Below are 14026 nucleotides of genomic sequence, written 5' to 3' on the forward strand. Positions count from 1 at the left end.
AGTGCGCTGCCCTTGGTGATCAAGCCACGTTTTTGGGTTCGGCCTGACGCAGGCGAATGTGCAATTCACGCAACTGCTTTTCGTCCACAGGGCTTGGTGCCTGGGTCAACAAACACTGCGCGCGCTGCGTTTTCGGGAACGCGATTACGTCACGAATGCTTTCTGCGCCACTCATCATGGTCACAATGCGATCCAGGCCAAAAGCCAAACCACCGTGAGGTGGCGCACCGTATTGCAAGGCATCCAGCAAGAAACCAAACTTGGCGGCCGCTTCTTCTTCGGAAATATTCAAAGCACGGAACACCTTGCTTTGTACTTTTTCCTTGTGAATACGTACCGAGCCACCGCCCAATTCCCAACCGTTCAGCACCATGTCATAGGCCTTGGCAATGCACTTGCCGGGGTCAGTGGTCAGGTAGTCCTCGTGGCCGTCTTTCGGGCTGGTAAAGGGGTGGTGACAAGCCACCCAGCGGCCTGCTTCCTCATCCAGTTCAAACATGGGGAAGTCGATCACCCACAGTGGTTCCCACCGGCCTTGTACCAAACCTGCTTTCTGGCCAAATTCGCTGTGACCAATCTTCAAGCGAAGCGCACCGATTGCGTCGTTCACCACTTTGGCTTTGTCGGCACCGAAGAACAGAATGTCGCCATCGGCGGCACCACTGCGCTTGAGTAATTCATTCAAGGCTGTGTCGTGAATGTTTTTCACGATGGGCGATTGCAGGCCGTCACGGCCCTTGGCCAATTCGTTCACCTTGATCCAGGCCAAGCCCTTGGCACCATAAATGCCCACAAACTTGGTGTAGTTGTCGATTTCAGAGCGAGGAATTTCAGCACCACCTGGCACACGCAAGGCCACCACGCGGCCATTGTCCATGTTGGCCGGGCCGGAGAACACCTTGAAATCGACATCTTTCATGATGTCGGTGAGCTCAGTAAACTCCATTTTTACGCGCAGGTCAGGTTTGTCTGAACCAAAACGCGCCATCGCTTCGCTGTAGGGCATCACGGGGAAGGGGTTTTGCAATTCCACATCCATGGTTTGCTTGAACACCTTGCGGATCATGTCCTCGAACAGGTCACGAATTTCCTGCTCACCAAGGAATGAAGTTTCGATGTCCACCTGGGTGAATTCAGGCTGACGATCTGCGCGCAAATCTTCGTCACGGAAGCACTTGGTGATTTGGTAGTAACGGTCGTAACCCGCCACCATCAACATTTGCTTGAACAGCTGGGGCGACTGCGGCAAGGCAAAAAACTCGCCAGCGTGCACGCGTGAAGGCACCAGGTAATCGCGCGCGCCTTCAGGCGTGCTCTTGGTCAGCATGGGGGTTTCAATGTCTACAAAACCCTGTGCGTCAAGGTGGTTGCGAATGGCCATGGCCACTTTGTAACGCAGCATCAGGTTTTTCTGCATTTGCGGGCGACGCAAATCGAGAACACGGTGCGTAAGGCGCGTGGTCTCTGAAAGATTTTCGTCGTCGAGCTGGAAAGGAGGAGTCACTGATGCATTCAGAATTTCCAGTCCCTTGCACAACAGTTCCACAGCGCCGCTTTTCAGGTTGCTGTTCTCAGTGCCTTCAGGGCGTGCGCGCACCAAACCTTCCACACGCACACAAAATTCGTTGCGCAGGGTTTCTGCGGTCGCAAATACTTCAGCCAGATCGGGATCGCACACCACCTGCACCAAACCCTCACGGTCACGCAGATCAATAAAAATAACACCGCCGTGGTCACGACGACGTTGCACCCAGCCACACAGGGCAATGGTTTGGCCCAAGTAGGCCTGTGACACATTGCCACAATAGTCAGTACGCATTTTCATGAATGTCAGTCTTGTTTAATGGGTTGATCCAACACGTCGTCCGAAGGTGTTACCACCCCCAGCGACACAATGTACTTCAAGGCCTCGTCCACGGACATGCCAGACGGGCGCAATAGTTTTTCGGGCACCATGATCACGTATCCCGAGGCGGGGCTGGGCGATGTGGGCACATAAACCGACACCAGCGGGCCTTGATCATTCAGGTTTTCAAGCAGGCTGGGCGGCGGTGTTCCGGTCACGAACCCCAACGCCCAAACTCCGGGGTGCGGGTACGGCACCAGCACCGAACGGGTAAATGCCTTGCCAGACGAGCTTAACAGCGTATCGGACACCTGTTTCACGCTGTTGTACACGATTTTGAACAAGGGAATGCGCGACAACACCCAATCCCCTGCCTTGAATAACCAAGCGCCAAAATAATTGGCCGCCAGCACGCCTGTACCCAACAACACAGCCAGGGTCAGAATGACACCCAAACCCGGAATGTGCACACCCAGCCAAACCCTGGGGTGCAGCGCATCGGGCAACAGCATCAGGGTTTGATCCATTAAACCCACCACCAGGGCCAACACCCACAAGGTGATGCCCAAGGGCACCCAGATCAACAAACCTGTCAGCAGGTATTTTTTGATGATGTCCGAGTTCAAGACCCGTTCGGGCAACTTGGCTTGTGACTTGGCCGGTGACTTAGCTGGCATCGGTACTGGGCGCCGTGGTTGAAGGCGTGCTGGTGCTTGCACCCGCCGCAGTTGTAGACGCTGCCGGCGATGCCGCAGCCGAGGAACTTGCGCTGCCACCCCTGAAATCAGTCACATACCAGCCCGAGCCTTTCAATTGAAAGCCTGCTGCAGTCACCTGCTTTGCAAAACTGGCCTGGCCGCAACTTGGACACTGGGTCAAAGGTGCATCGCTCAGTTTTTGCAACACGTCTTTTTCGAAGCCACACGCTTCACAGCGATACGCATAAATTGGCATTTCTGCTACACCCGCAAATACAAACGAAAAACCCCCCATTATAAGATGGAAGGCCGAAGAACTCCAACACCCTGAATTTCAAAGACAAAAAAAGAGCGCTTTTCTTTCGAAAAGCGCCCTTCGTGTCGACGGAGTAGGCTGCCCCAATAAGAATTCAGCCAATGACACTAGAACTACGCCGCCCCCCTCTAGCAAAGGGCGGTTTTGGATCAACAGGCTCTTAGGCGGCCTGGTATCCTGCCTCTTGTTGACCCTGCTCCTTGACGGACCAGCGATTGGCCCGTTTAAAGGTGCCCAGGTCGTTGAATCGAACACCGTTTTCACGCATGACTTCATGACCCTTCTTGGCTGTCATTTGACGGATGTAGAAGGGATCTCGCACTACAAAGTGGTGAATACCGTGAGTCGAGCCAAAGTTGAAACAGAACAGGTGGGGAATAATGAACCACTTGCTGTTCAGCACCTGGCACTGCTGTACGAAGTTGCCGTCTTCAATGTCACCGAAATAGTGCATGTTCGAGCTGATGAAGTTGATCGAGAACGAACGCAACAAGTTGGGGGCGAAAATCAACACAGCAACCGTATTCGCTGTGGCCACCAGTTCAGGCGTTACAAACGCGGGCCAAGGTACGCTGTAACCAACCGCCCAGGCCGCCGCTTCCACTGCCCAGTAAGCCACATAGGCGTGCCAGCCAATGTAAAAAATCGAAGCCAGCGGGAAGTTACCAATCGCACCGCGCATCAATGCCTTCAAACGCAAGTGCTTGGGCACCTTCATGATGCGCAACACCACGCTCAGCTCCAAATCCAGCATCATCAACAAACGCAGGGGGGTGAAACGCTCGCCGTTGGTAATGGCACGCTCTTCCAGATCGGTTTCTGTGCCGGAGTGTTTGTGGTGGTGCAGGTGCAAGTGGCGGCGCAACCAGGGGTTGATGGTGCTGGGGCGGCAAATCCACACCAGGCTCATCATCAGGTTGTGCATGAACTTGTTCTTGCGGAAATACATGTAGTGGATCAGGTCATGTTCCAATTCATGCGTGAAGCTCAAGAAAATCGCAATCACGGGAATGGTCACATACCAGGCCAGCACGCCCTCCAGGTACGCCCAGCCTGTCAGCACGGCACCGCCCATGGAGAACAACAAAATGGCCATGCCAATGGCATCTTGATGTCGCAAAATCGGGTACTTGGCGCGAATTCGATCGCCTTCCGCAAGCACCGCGGTCTTGATTGCGGCAATGCGCTTTTGATCTTGCGCATTGATGTTGTTCTGCTTGATTCGTGAACCACCTTCGGCTTTCGCCGGCTGGCTCATCAGCTTTTCACTCAAACTTGACATACTCTTGCCTCTTTCTGTTTTGGCTTTTAGTGATTGAAGTATGCTTGGGGTTGCGCAGTAAAGCTTGTTCTGAAACGCCAAGCCCATGACTTTCGACGCCAAAATAAGCACTCAATGACCAACAAAGTGACCAGTAAAGCGTCCAACCTACCCAGCAACACGCCAACGGCCCTGGCCAGTTGGATGCGCGGCCTTGCCCGCGAAATTGAACATCAAGGCTGCGATGCGCATGCCCTGTTTAGCGAAGCTGGGTTGGACTTTGATCTGTTGGACTCGCCCGAAGCCCGCTACCCCGTGCCCCAAACCACCCTGCTTTGGCAAAAAGCAGTGGCCCTTACCGGCGACGAAACATTGGGCATCAAGGCCATTCGACACATTACCCCGGCCACGTTTCATGCCGTGGGCTTGAGTGTAATGGCCAGCGAAACCCTCGAACAGGCTTTTGGTCGCATGCGCCGATTTGTCGACCTGGTCACCGATGCCAGCGAAATTGAGCTGCTCAGCACTGAACGCGAATTTGTTGTCGAATTGAAACTTAAAGATGATGCACAACCCGCGCACCAATCGACCGATGGGTTTTTGTGCCTGCTGGCCAATGCAGGCAAAGGATTGGGCGACGCAAGCCTGGTACCGCTGCGTGTTGAACTAAGCCGCCCCGCACCCCAAGCGGGCAACCTGGACTTTTTTGAGAAAAGCTTTGCAGCACCACTGACGTTTGGCTGCAACACCATGCGGATTGTGTATGAACTCACCATGGTGCGTACCCGGCTTAAAGGCGCCAACACCCTGATTGCAGAACACCTGGACCAAGCCAGCCAAGCCGCAATCGACAGACTGAAACCCGCAAGCAGTGTGAGCAGGAAATTACGCGACTGGGTCGCGAACCGCCTGCCCCAGGGTGCACCCAGTATTGAAGACGCAGCCACCTACATGAACATGAGTGCCCGGAACCTGCAACGCAAGCTGGCGGACGAAGGCACCAACCTGGCGGGGATTGTGGATGAAATCAGGCAAAGCGAAGCCATGCGCCGCTTGAAACAAAGCGGGGATTCTTTGACCGCCATCGCGCTGGACCTTGGCTTCTCCGATGCGTCTGCGTTCAGCCGGGCCTGCAAACGCTGGTTTGGCAAAAGCCCCAGCGACATTCGCGGGGCTCAGGCTTCCTGAAGGGCCGTTAATTGATCGCGTCGTAGTGCGTGTACGCGGTGTAAGAACCACCTTTGTTCACAAGCAACACATCGTACTCAGTCCGTTTTTCCGGAAAATGCGGGTGTTCCATGCCGGGCGAACCCATGGGCATGGCGGGCACTGACAACCCCACCACATTGGCAGGCTTCTCGACCAACAGTTTTTTGATGTCCTCTGCAGGCACATGGCCCTCGATGGCGTAGCCCGCAATTTTGGCGCTGTGGCAACTGCCGTATTGCTGCGGCATGCCCAAAGCGGCCCGGAAAGAATCCGTGTTTTGTACATCATTCACCTTCACGGTGAAGCCATTTTCTTCCAGGTGCTCAACCCACTCCGAGCAGCAACCACAGGTGGGTGTTTTCCACACCTCGACAAAGTTGTCGCCTTGCTGGGCAACCTCAGCAGGCTTGTCGCTGCATGCCGCAATGACGACGGAACAACTCACCAGCAGTGCGCCCAACAAATAATTGGTTCGAAATTTTTTCATTGAATCAATCCACGTTAAATTCTGTATCTATAAGACCCGGCAGCACCAATCGAGCCAAATCGCCGGTTTTTAGAGCCCCAACGCCCTCGGGAGTTCCGGTAAAAATCAGATCCCCCTCCTGCAAGGTAAACACCTGGCTTAAATAACGCACAATGAATGGAATCGGAAACAACATTTTTCGCACATCGCCGTGCTGCCGAATTTGCCCATTCAAATGCATTTGAAACTCAATGTTATGGGGGTGCTCAATGTGCTCGGCAGGAACAAACTGGGTCACCGTGGCCGCACAATCAAAACCCTTGGCGACCGCCCAAGGTAACCCACCTTGCTTGGCTTTGCTCTGCAAATCACGGGCAGTCAAATCCAGCCCCAGACCATAGCCCGCAATGTGTTTCAAGGCTTTGTCCTCTGCAATGTTTTTTCCGCCTTGCCCCACCAGCAAAACCAATTCTGTCTCGTAGTGAACATCGCTGGAATGCGCAGGCAACACGATCGGCGTACCGGGCGGGTGCAGGGCCGAGGTGGGCTTGATAAACACCACCGGGTCTTCTTCAGGACGATTGCCCAATTCTGCAATGTGTGCCGCGTAATTGCGACCAATGCAGAAAATATTGCGAACCTGGACGGCTTTGGCTTGCTGGGCAAGCAGGGTAATGTGGGGCATCAGGTGTCCTTAAAACGAAATCGATGAGTTTGATATTGCCCTAAGCTGACACAATGTGCACTTCGGTTAAATACCTGCTTCTTTCAGGGAAGGCCTGAAACGAAAAAAGCCTGTAACCGTTAAAGTCACAGGCTTTTCTCGCGTGCCGGGTATTCAGTTAAAACGGAATATCGTCATCCAGATCAGCAACACTTTGTGGGGCTGAGCGCTGAGGCGCTGGCGCGGAAGAGCGCATGCTGCTGCCACCCGAGCTGCGGCTTGGTGCGGGTGACTGATCAAAGTCATCCCCACCACCCATGGACGAACCACCGCCACCACCGCCGCTTTCACGGCCGCCGAGCAATTGCATTTGGTCTGCAATAATTTCAGTGGTGTATTTGTCCACACCCGACTGGTCTTGCCACTTGCGGGTTTTCAAACGACCCTCGATGTACACAGAACGGCCTTTCTTGCAGTATTCGCCGGCAATTTCAGCCAAGCGACCATAAATGACCACGCGGTGCCATTCAGTTTCTTCGCGCTTTTCGCCCGTATTTTTGTCTTTCCAGTTGCTGGAAGTGGCCAATGCAAGATTCACAACGGCGCCGCCGTCGGGCAAATAGCGCACGTCGGGATCTTTACCCAAATTACCCACCAGAATTACCTTGTTTACTGAGGCCATGGAATGAATTGCTCCTTAGATTCTTGAAATATGTCTTGAAATGCGCCCCGAAGGGACTGCAGTAATTGGGCTATTAGTGGCTTGCCGGGTTGCCCACCGGCTCACTGACTGGTGCAACACTTGCTGAGCGTGGCGGCAAGGCTTTGATACCCATCGCCAATAAGAACCACACCACAACCAACAGCAACACACCCTCGAATACGCCCTGTGCACCCAAGTGACGAAATACCAAACCACCCAGTGCGCCACCGGCGAAAAGCCCAAGCGCTTGAGAAGTATTATATACACCCAATGCCAAACCCCGGTGACTGAGGGGTGCCACTCGTGACACCCACGAGGGAAGGGTAGCCTCGAGCAAATTGAAACCCACAAAGTAGGCCAACAACAGCAAAACCACCACCCAGCCTTGCTGTGCAAACAGAACGAGGCCAAGTAGCACCAAGCCCATCAGCCCGATTGAACCCAGTTTGACCTGCTTGGTTTTGGCTTTTTTTTCTGACCAAACCATCAATGGCACCATCAGCACAAACGAGCCCAGCACCACGGGCAGGTAAACCTTCCAGTGTTCAGCCAAGGGCAAACCCAAACCGCTGAGCAGCAAACTGGGCACCACGACAAACAGGGACATTTGGGTCAAGTGCAGGGTAAAAATACCCAGGTTCAAACGCAACAGGTCGGGTTTGGTCAGTACCGCCCAACCGTCAGCAAAACTGCCCTTGAGTTTCGCTTCCTGGTCGGCCAAATTCGGCGTGGGCAGCAGCCAAATCACAACGGCAATTCCAAAAATACTGAGCACGCCAGTGATGGCAAAAAGACCGCTCAATCCAAAAAACTTGTACAACACCGGTGAGAACACCAAAGACAAGGCAAATGTAACGCCAATTGATGCGCCGATCATGGCCATGCCTTTGGAGCGCACTTCGTCACGGGTCACGTCGGCCAACAAAGCCGACAAGGCCGCTGAAATGGCGCCAGCCCCTTGCAGGGCCCTTGCCCACACCAGTTGCTCGACCGTTTCGGCCACATAACCCAGCCAGCAACCCGCGGCAAACAGCAACAGGCCGCCAATAATAATGGGCTTTCTGCCCAGTTTGTCTGAGGCCCAACCCAGCGGAATTTGCATACAGGCCTGCGCCAGGCCGTAAATACCCATGGCAAAACCCACCAGGCTTAAATTGTCACCACCGGGCATGCCTGCCGCGTGCAGGGAAAAAACCGGCAAAATCATGAACATGCCAAACATGCGCAAGGCATAAATGCTGGCCAGCCACCCAGCGGCTTTTCGCTCGGCAGGCAACATTTTGAATGCGTCGGGGGCTGCGGTACGGCTCACGGTCTTGCGGCTCATGTGTGATTGAAATTCAAGGGCTTGAACTACCCGTGCGGATGTGTTGATCCAGGAAACCGTCTATAGTATCAGGTTGGCCGCTGATTCCATTTGTTGTACCGCATGAACTCCATTCGCATTCGTGGCGCTAGAACCCACAACCTGAAAAACATTTCACTCGACCTGCCCCGCGATTCGCTCGTGGTGCTGACCGGGCTGTCCGGCTCGGGCAAATCCAGCCTGGCTTTCGACACCCTGTATGCCGAAGGCCAACGCCGTTACGTCGAAAGTTTGTCGGCCTATGCACGCCAGTTCTTGCAGCTAATGGAAAAACCCGATGTGGACTTGATCGAAGGGCTGTCACCTGCCATTTCCATCGAGCAAAAGGCCACCAGCCACAATCCGCGTTCCACTGTGGGCACGGTGACTGAAATTCACGATTACCTGCGCCTGTTGTTTGCCCGTGCGGGCACGCCGCGTTGCCCCGAGCACGACATGGAACTGAGCGTGCAAACTGTGTCGGAAATGGTGGACACGGTATTGGGCTGGCCCGAAGAAGCACGCATCATGATTTTGGCGCCCGTGTTGAACCAGCGCAAAGGCGAGCATGTCGATTTGCTCAACGACCTGCGCGCACAAGGCTTTGTGCGTATTCGGCTGAAGAAAGGCCCCCAGGACGCACCGGAAATTCTGGAACTGGACAAGCTGCCCCCGCTGGACAAGCACCACAAACACAACCTGGATGTCGTGGTCGACCGTTTGAAAGTGCGCGTGGACGCCCGCCAGCGTTTGGCTGAAAGCTTCGAGACTGCCCTGCGATTAAGCGACGGCAAGGCCGTGGCCGTGAACCTGGACACCAACACCGAAACCGTGTTTTCCAGCAAGTTTGCCTGCCCGGTGTGCGACTACAGCTTGACCGAGCTTGAACCCCGTTTGTTCTCGTTCAACAACCCGGCAGGTGCCTGCCCCGTTTGCGATGGCTTGGGTCACGAAACTTTTTTCGATCCGCTGCGTGTGGTGGCTCACCCCGATATTTCACTGGCTGCTGGCGCGATCAGCGGCTGGGATCGCCGCAATGCACTTTACTACCAGATGATTCAAAGCCTGGCGGCGCATTACGGCTTTGACCCGGAATCGGCCTGGAATGAATTGCCTGACGATGTTCAACAGGTGGTGTTGTATGGTTCGGGCAGTGAACAAATTACGTTTACTTACTTAAGCGAACGCAGCAAACCGGTTGCAAAAACCCATGCCTTCGAAGGCATATTGCCCAACCTGACCCGCCGCCACCGCGACACCGATTCCTCCGCTGTGCGAGATGAACTCGGTAAATTAATGGCCGTGCGCAGTTGCCAGGCCTGCCAGGGTTCGCGCCTGAAAACCGGTGCACGCCATGTGTTCATTGGCGAGCACGATCACCGCAAGGCCTTGCACCAGGTCACTGAATTGCCCATTCACAAGGCACTCAGCTATTTCGAGTCCATGCAAATGCATGGTGCAAAAGGACAAATCGCCGAAAAAATTGTGGTGGAAATCAAGGCACGCTTGCAGTTCCTGAATGATGTCGGACTGAACTACCTCACGCTGAACCGCAGTGCGGATACGCTGAGCGGCGGAGAAAGCCAACGCATTCGATTGGCCAGCCAAATTGGTTCTGGCCTCACCGGCGTGATGTATGTGCTGGACGAGCCTTCCATTGGCTTGCACCAGCGCGACAATGACCGTCTGATTCAAACCCTGTTGCGCCTTAAAAATTTGGGCAACACCGTGCTGGTCGTAGAACACGACGAGGACGCAATTCGCTGTGCCGATTACGTGGTCGACATGGGCCCAGGTGCCGGTGAACATGGCGGGCAAGTGGTTGCACAAGGTACACCTGCTGAAATTTTGGCAAGCCCGGAATCGCTGACCGGCCAGTATTTAAATGGCAAACGAAAAATTGAACGCTTAAGCCCACTACGCAAGCCCGACCCAGCGCGCACACTGACCATTCACAACGCCACTGGCAACAATTTGAAAGACGTCACTGCCAATATTCCGGTGGGTTTGTTTGTGTGTGTCACTGGTGTTTCAGGTTCGGGCAAATCAACGCTGATCAACGACACCTTGCTGGCTGAGGCTGCGCACCAGCTAAACCGTGCGCACAGGGAAGGCGCACCGCACAGCCACATCAGCGGGCTTGAGCATTTCGACAAAGTCATTGCCGTGGACCAAAGCCCGATTGGCCGCACACCACGCAGCAACCCAGCCACCTACACGGGTTTGTTCACACCGATTCGTGAGTTGTTCGCCGGCGTGCCCGCATCGCGTGAGCGCGGATACGACGTGGGCCGCTTTTCATTCAATGTGAAAGGTGGTCGCTGTGAGGCCTGTCAGGGCGACGGCGTGGTGAAAGTGGAAATGCACTTTCTACCCGACCTGTACGTACCTTGCGACGTGTGCCACGGCAAACGCTATAACCGCGAAACACTTGAAATTTTGTACCGCGGAAAAAGTATTGCCGAGGTGCTGGAACTGACCGTTGAACAGGCACTGGAAGTATTTTCTGCGGTGCCCAATATTGCACGCAAACTGCAAACCCTGATTGATGTGGGCTTGGGTTATATACGCCTTGGGCAATCTGCCACCACGCTTTCCGGTGGTGAAGCACAGCGTGTGAAGTTGTCGCTTGAATTGTCGAAACGCGACACAGGCAAAACGCTTTACATTCTCGATGAGCCCACTACCGGCCTGCACTTTCACGACATTGCCATGCTGCTGAAAGTATTGAACCCACTGGTGGAACAGGGCAACACTGTGCTGGTGATCGAACACAACCTGGATGTGATCAAGTGTGCCGATTGGGTACTGGACATGGGGCCGGAAGGTGGTGACAACGGTGGCATGTTAATCGCCGAGGGCACGCCCATGGACATTGCGAAAAATTCAAACAGCCACACCGGGAAATTTTTGGCACGCTTTTACAACGACGAAGCCGAACCCACCAAGCCCACTCGAAAGACCACGCGGAGCGCCTGAAAAAAACCGGAAAAGCAAGTCATGTACAATAGGGGGTTCTTTCAAGCAGTGGGAGCACCATGAACGAACAACTCGAAACCCTATTCAAATACATCGAACCAGCCAAACTGCTGGACCTCGGCCTTCAAGCCACCAAATTCATCCTAGTCATCATCGTTGCACTGATCGTGCTGCGACTGGTTAAAGCCGCCATTGACCGGGTGGGCAAACGCATGCAAAGCCGTAGCTCCACACTGGACGATCAAAAACGAGTTGAAACCCTGACACGCGTTTTGAAGTACGTGTCCAATGTGGTCATCTTGCTCTTGGGCTCACTGATTGCGCTGGGCACCATCGGCATTTCAATTGCCCCAGTGCTGGCCGCAGCAGGTGTCGTGGGCTTGGCCGTTGGTTTTGGTGCACAAAGTTTGGTGAAAGATTATTTCACGGGTGTTGTGCTGTTGATCGAGAACCAGATTCGCGCAGGCGACTTCATTGAGGTCGGCGGGAAAAGCGGCACCGTGGAAAACGTGACCTTGCGCTACGTTCGCATGCGCGATGCACACGGCAATGTGCACTTTGTACCCAATGGTCAAATTGATTCGGTCACCAACTCCACCATGGACTTTGCCTATGCTGTTGTTGATGTTGGAATCGCCTACAAGGAAGATGTGGAAGGTGCCATTCAAGTGATGCAGAAAGTGGGCACTGAATTGGCCGAAGACAAAGAATGGGGCGTCAAAATTACCGAACCCATGGCAACTTTCGGCGTTCAGGAGTTAGCCGATTCCGCGGTAATTGTTCGCGTTCGGTTCAAAACCACACCGGGCGATCAATGGGGCGTGCGCCGCGAATACAACAAACGCATCAAAGCGGCGTTTGACAATGTGGGCATTGAAATTCCATTTCCACATGTCACGATGTACCCTGGTGCAGGCGTGGAAATTGGTGGTTCAACAACCCCCCAGATTTCATCGAACTAAGAAAATCGTCAGGACTCAATACGGTCCAGAAAACAAAAAGCCGCTGATCGAAATCAGCGGCTTTTTTTGGCCTTCCAACAAACAGCAAATTAACGTGGAAGTACGGTGGCGCCCATCAGGAACTCGTCCACTTCACGTGCAGCCTGACGGCCTTCGCGAATGGCCCACACCACCAAAGACTGACCACGGCGCATGTCACCCGCAGCGTAAACTTTGTCAACATTGGTGCGGTAGCAGCCTTCACCATCAGTGGTGGCTTTGGCGTTACCACGGTTGTCTTTCTCAACACCGAAAGCATCAAGAATACTTTTCGCGGGGTTGGTAAAGCCCATGGCAAACAACACCAAATCGGCCTCGACCATGAACTCTGAACCTGCAATTTCCTGCATCTTCATTTGGCCGGTGGCTTCGTCTTTCACCCATTCAACCTTGGCACACTTGGCAGCTTTTACGTTGCCTTTGCCATCGTCGATGAATTCTTTGGTGGTCACCGCCCAGTCACGTGCCACACCTTCTTCGTGTGAAGAAGAAGTGCGCATTTTCATGGGCCAGTAAGGCCAAACCAAAGGCTTGTTTTCTTCTTCGGGTGGCTGGGGCATCAATTCAATTTGGGTAACCTGCTTGGCACCGTGGCGGTTGGATGTACCCACGCAATCGGAACCCGTATCGCCACCACCAATCACGAGCACGCTTTTCTTCGTGGCCATGATTTGGTCTTTCAATTTGTCACCGGCATTGACGCGGTTTTGCAGTGGCAAAAACTCCATTGCAAAGTGAACGCCGTTCAACTGACGACCCGGAATTGGCAAGTCGCGGGGCACCTCTGAACCACCAGTCAAAATCACGGCGTCAAACTGTGCCATCAATTCTTTCGGGGTAATGGTTTCGCGTGCCAGGTTGGTGATGCCACCCTCTGCCAGTTTTTCGCCCACAAACACGCCTGCTTTAAACGCAACGCCTTCGGCCTGCATTTGCTCAACGCGACGATCAATGTGGAATTTTTCCATTTTGAAATCAGGGATGCCATAACGCAGCAAACCACCAATGCGGTCGTTCTTTTCGAACACGGTGACATCGTGGCCAACACGTGCCAGCTGCTGTGCAGCCGCCATGCCCGCGGGGCCTGAACCCACTACCGCCACTTTCTTGCCGGTTTTTTGGGCGGGTGCCTGTGGCACCACCCAGTTGTTTTCCCAGCCCTTGTCGATAATCGCATGCTCAATGCTTTTGATACCAACCGGGTCTTCATTGATTCCCAAGGTGCATGCTGCTTCGCACGGTGCGGGGCAGATACGGCCCGTGAACTCGGGGAAGTTGTTGGTGCTGTGCAGGGTGTGCAACGCCGCTTTCCAGTCTTGCTTGTAAACAAGATCGTTGAAGTCGGGAATGATGTTGTTCACTGGGCAGCCGTTGTTACAAAACGGAATGCCGCAATCCATACAACGTGCGCCTTGAATTTTGGCTTCGTCGTCGTTCAGCGTAATAACAAATTCTTTGTAGTGTTTGACGCGTTTTTCAGGGGCCTCACTGGCTTCCTTCAAACGCTCAAATTCCATAAATCCTGTGACCTTTCCCAT

General features: G+C 54.0%; 12 protein-coding genes. 3 read left to right on the forward strand and 9 right to left on the reverse strand.

What is annotated here, in order from left to right; translation table 11 throughout:
• Nucleotides 1-19: 19 nt before the first annotated feature.
• The 4 genes from aspS to FRIGORI9N_RS06375 all read right to left on the reverse strand — a co-directional run bounded on the left by aspS (nucleotide 20) and on the right by FRIGORI9N_RS06375 (nucleotide 4142).
• Complete coding sequence (gene aspS / locus FRIGORI9N_RS06360; RefSeq protein ID WP_159568990.1) at nucleotides 20-1825, reverse strand: aspartate--tRNA ligase; 1806 nt, start codon at nucleotides 1823-1825, stop codon at nucleotides 20-22.
• A 5-nt stretch (nucleotides 1826-1830) separates the two neighbouring features.
• Nucleotides 1831-2523: a DUF502 domain-containing protein gene (locus FRIGORI9N_RS06365; protein ID WP_201301420.1), complete on the reverse strand. Its 693-nt coding sequence runs from the start codon at nucleotides 2521-2523 to the stop codon at nucleotides 1831-1833.
• Nucleotides 2513-2800 (reverse strand): FmdB family zinc ribbon protein, encoded by a 288-nt coding sequence (locus FRIGORI9N_RS06370; protein WP_159568991.1) that lies wholly within the window; start codon nucleotides 2798-2800, stop codon nucleotides 2513-2515. Before FRIGORI9N_RS06370 ends, FRIGORI9N_RS06365 begins: the two co-directional genes overlap by 11 nt.
• Before the next feature lie 220 nt (nucleotides 2801-3020).
• Nucleotides 3021-4142 carry a fatty acid desaturase gene (locus FRIGORI9N_RS06375; RefSeq protein ID WP_159568992.1) on the reverse strand — a complete coding sequence of 374 codons (1122 nt, stop codon included), beginning with the start codon at nucleotides 4140-4142 and terminating at the stop codon, nucleotides 3021-3023.
• A 114-nt stretch (nucleotides 4143-4256) separates the two neighbouring features.
• Between FRIGORI9N_RS06375 and FRIGORI9N_RS06380 the strand changes: the two genes are divergently transcribed.
• Nucleotides 4257-5309 (forward strand): AraC family transcriptional regulator, encoded by a 1053-nt coding sequence (locus FRIGORI9N_RS06380; protein ID WP_159568993.1) that lies wholly within the window; start codon nucleotides 4257-4259, stop codon nucleotides 5307-5309.
• A gap of 7 nt (nucleotides 5310-5316) precedes the next feature.
• On the opposite strand, the gene FRIGORI9N_RS06385 is transcribed toward FRIGORI9N_RS06380, so the two are convergent.
• From FRIGORI9N_RS06385 to FRIGORI9N_RS06400, 4 genes are all read right to left on the reverse strand, one after another.
• Entirely contained in the window at nucleotides 5317-5817 is a 501-nt protein-coding gene (locus tag FRIGORI9N_RS06385; RefSeq protein WP_201301421.1) for a DUF411 domain-containing protein, read from the reverse strand.
• 4 nt (nucleotides 5818-5821) lie between these two features.
• Nucleotides 5822-6481, reverse strand: coding sequence for a fumarylacetoacetate hydrolase family protein (locus FRIGORI9N_RS06390; RefSeq protein WP_159568994.1), 660 nt, complete (start codon nucleotides 6479-6481; stop codon nucleotides 5822-5824).
• 157 nt (nucleotides 6482-6638) lie between these two features.
• Nucleotides 6639-7142 (reverse strand): single-stranded DNA-binding protein, encoded by a 504-nt coding sequence (ssb, locus tag FRIGORI9N_RS06395; RefSeq protein WP_159568995.1) that lies wholly within the window; start codon nucleotides 7140-7142, stop codon nucleotides 6639-6641.
• 73 nt (nucleotides 7143-7215) lie between these two features.
• Complete coding sequence (locus FRIGORI9N_RS06400) at nucleotides 7216-8490, reverse strand: MFS transporter (protein ID WP_159568996.1); 1275 nt, start codon at nucleotides 8488-8490, stop codon at nucleotides 7216-7218.
• A 102-nt stretch (nucleotides 8491-8592) separates the two neighbouring features.
• Here FRIGORI9N_RS06400 and uvrA point away from each other — a divergent pair, with 102 nt between their 5' ends.
• Nucleotides 8593-11487: an excinuclease ABC subunit UvrA gene (uvrA, locus tag FRIGORI9N_RS06405; protein ID WP_159568997.1), complete on the forward strand. Its 2895-nt coding sequence runs from the start codon at nucleotides 8593-8595 to the stop codon at nucleotides 11485-11487.
• Nucleotides 11488-11546: 59 nt separating this feature from the next.
• Entirely contained in the window at nucleotides 11547-12449 is a 903-nt protein-coding gene (locus FRIGORI9N_RS06410) for a mechanosensitive ion channel family protein (RefSeq protein WP_159568998.1), read from the forward strand.
• 89 nt (nucleotides 12450-12538) lie between these two features.
• Here FRIGORI9N_RS06410 and FRIGORI9N_RS06415 read toward each other — a convergent pair whose 3' ends face one another.
• Nucleotides 12539-14026: a glutamate synthase subunit beta gene (locus FRIGORI9N_RS06415; RefSeq protein WP_159568999.1), complete on the reverse strand. Its 1488-nt coding sequence runs from the start codon at nucleotides 14024-14026 to the stop codon at nucleotides 12539-12541.

Origin of the sequence: Limnobacter sp. 130 (genome assembly GCF_902506325.1) — a bacterium.
Classification (GTDB): Bacteria; Pseudomonadota; Gammaproteobacteria; order Burkholderiales; family Burkholderiaceae_B; genus Limnobacter.

Coding starts and splice junctions, on each gene's coding strand:
- FRIGORI9N_RS06390 (WP_159568994.1), bottom strand. CDS start 6,481: ATGCCCCACATTACCCTGCTTGCCCAGCAAGCCAAAGCCGTCCAGGTT.
- FRIGORI9N_RS06365 (WP_201301420.1), bottom strand. CDS start 2,523: ATGCCAGCTAAGTCACCGGCCAAGTCACAAGCCAAGTTGCCCGAACGG.
- FRIGORI9N_RS06370 (WP_159568991.1), bottom strand. CDS start 2,800: ATGCCAATTTATGCGTATCGCTGTGAAGCGTGTGGCTTCGAAAAAGAC.
- FRIGORI9N_RS06385 (WP_201301421.1), bottom strand. CDS start 5,817: ATGAAAAAATTTCGAACCAATTATTTGTTGGGCGCACTGCTGGTGAGT.
- uvrA (WP_159568997.1), top strand. CDS start 8,593: ATGAACTCCATTCGCATTCGTGGCGCTAGAACCCACAACCTGAAAAAC.
- FRIGORI9N_RS06415 (WP_159568999.1), bottom strand. CDS start 14,026: ATGGGAAAGGTCACAGGATTTATGGAATTTGAGCGTTTGAAGGAAGCC.
- ssb (WP_159568995.1), bottom strand. CDS start 7,142: ATGGCCTCAGTAAACAAGGTAATTCTGGTGGGTAATTTGGGTAAAGAT.
- FRIGORI9N_RS06380 (WP_159568993.1), top strand. CDS start 4,257: ATGACCAACAAAGTGACCAGTAAAGCGTCCAACCTACCCAGCAACACG.
- FRIGORI9N_RS06375 (WP_159568992.1), bottom strand. CDS start 4,142: ATGTCAAGTTTGAGTGAAAAGCTGATGAGCCAGCCGGCGAAAGCCGAA.
- FRIGORI9N_RS06400 (WP_159568996.1), bottom strand. CDS start 8,490: ATGAGCCGCAAGACCGTGAGCCGTACCGCAGCCCCCGACGCATTCAAA.
- aspS (WP_159568990.1), bottom strand. CDS start 1,825: ATGAAAATGCGTACTGACTATTGTGGCAATGTGTCACAGGCCTACTTG.
- FRIGORI9N_RS06410 (WP_159568998.1), top strand. CDS start 11,547: ATGAACGAACAACTCGAAACCCTATTCAAATACATCGAACCAGCCAAA.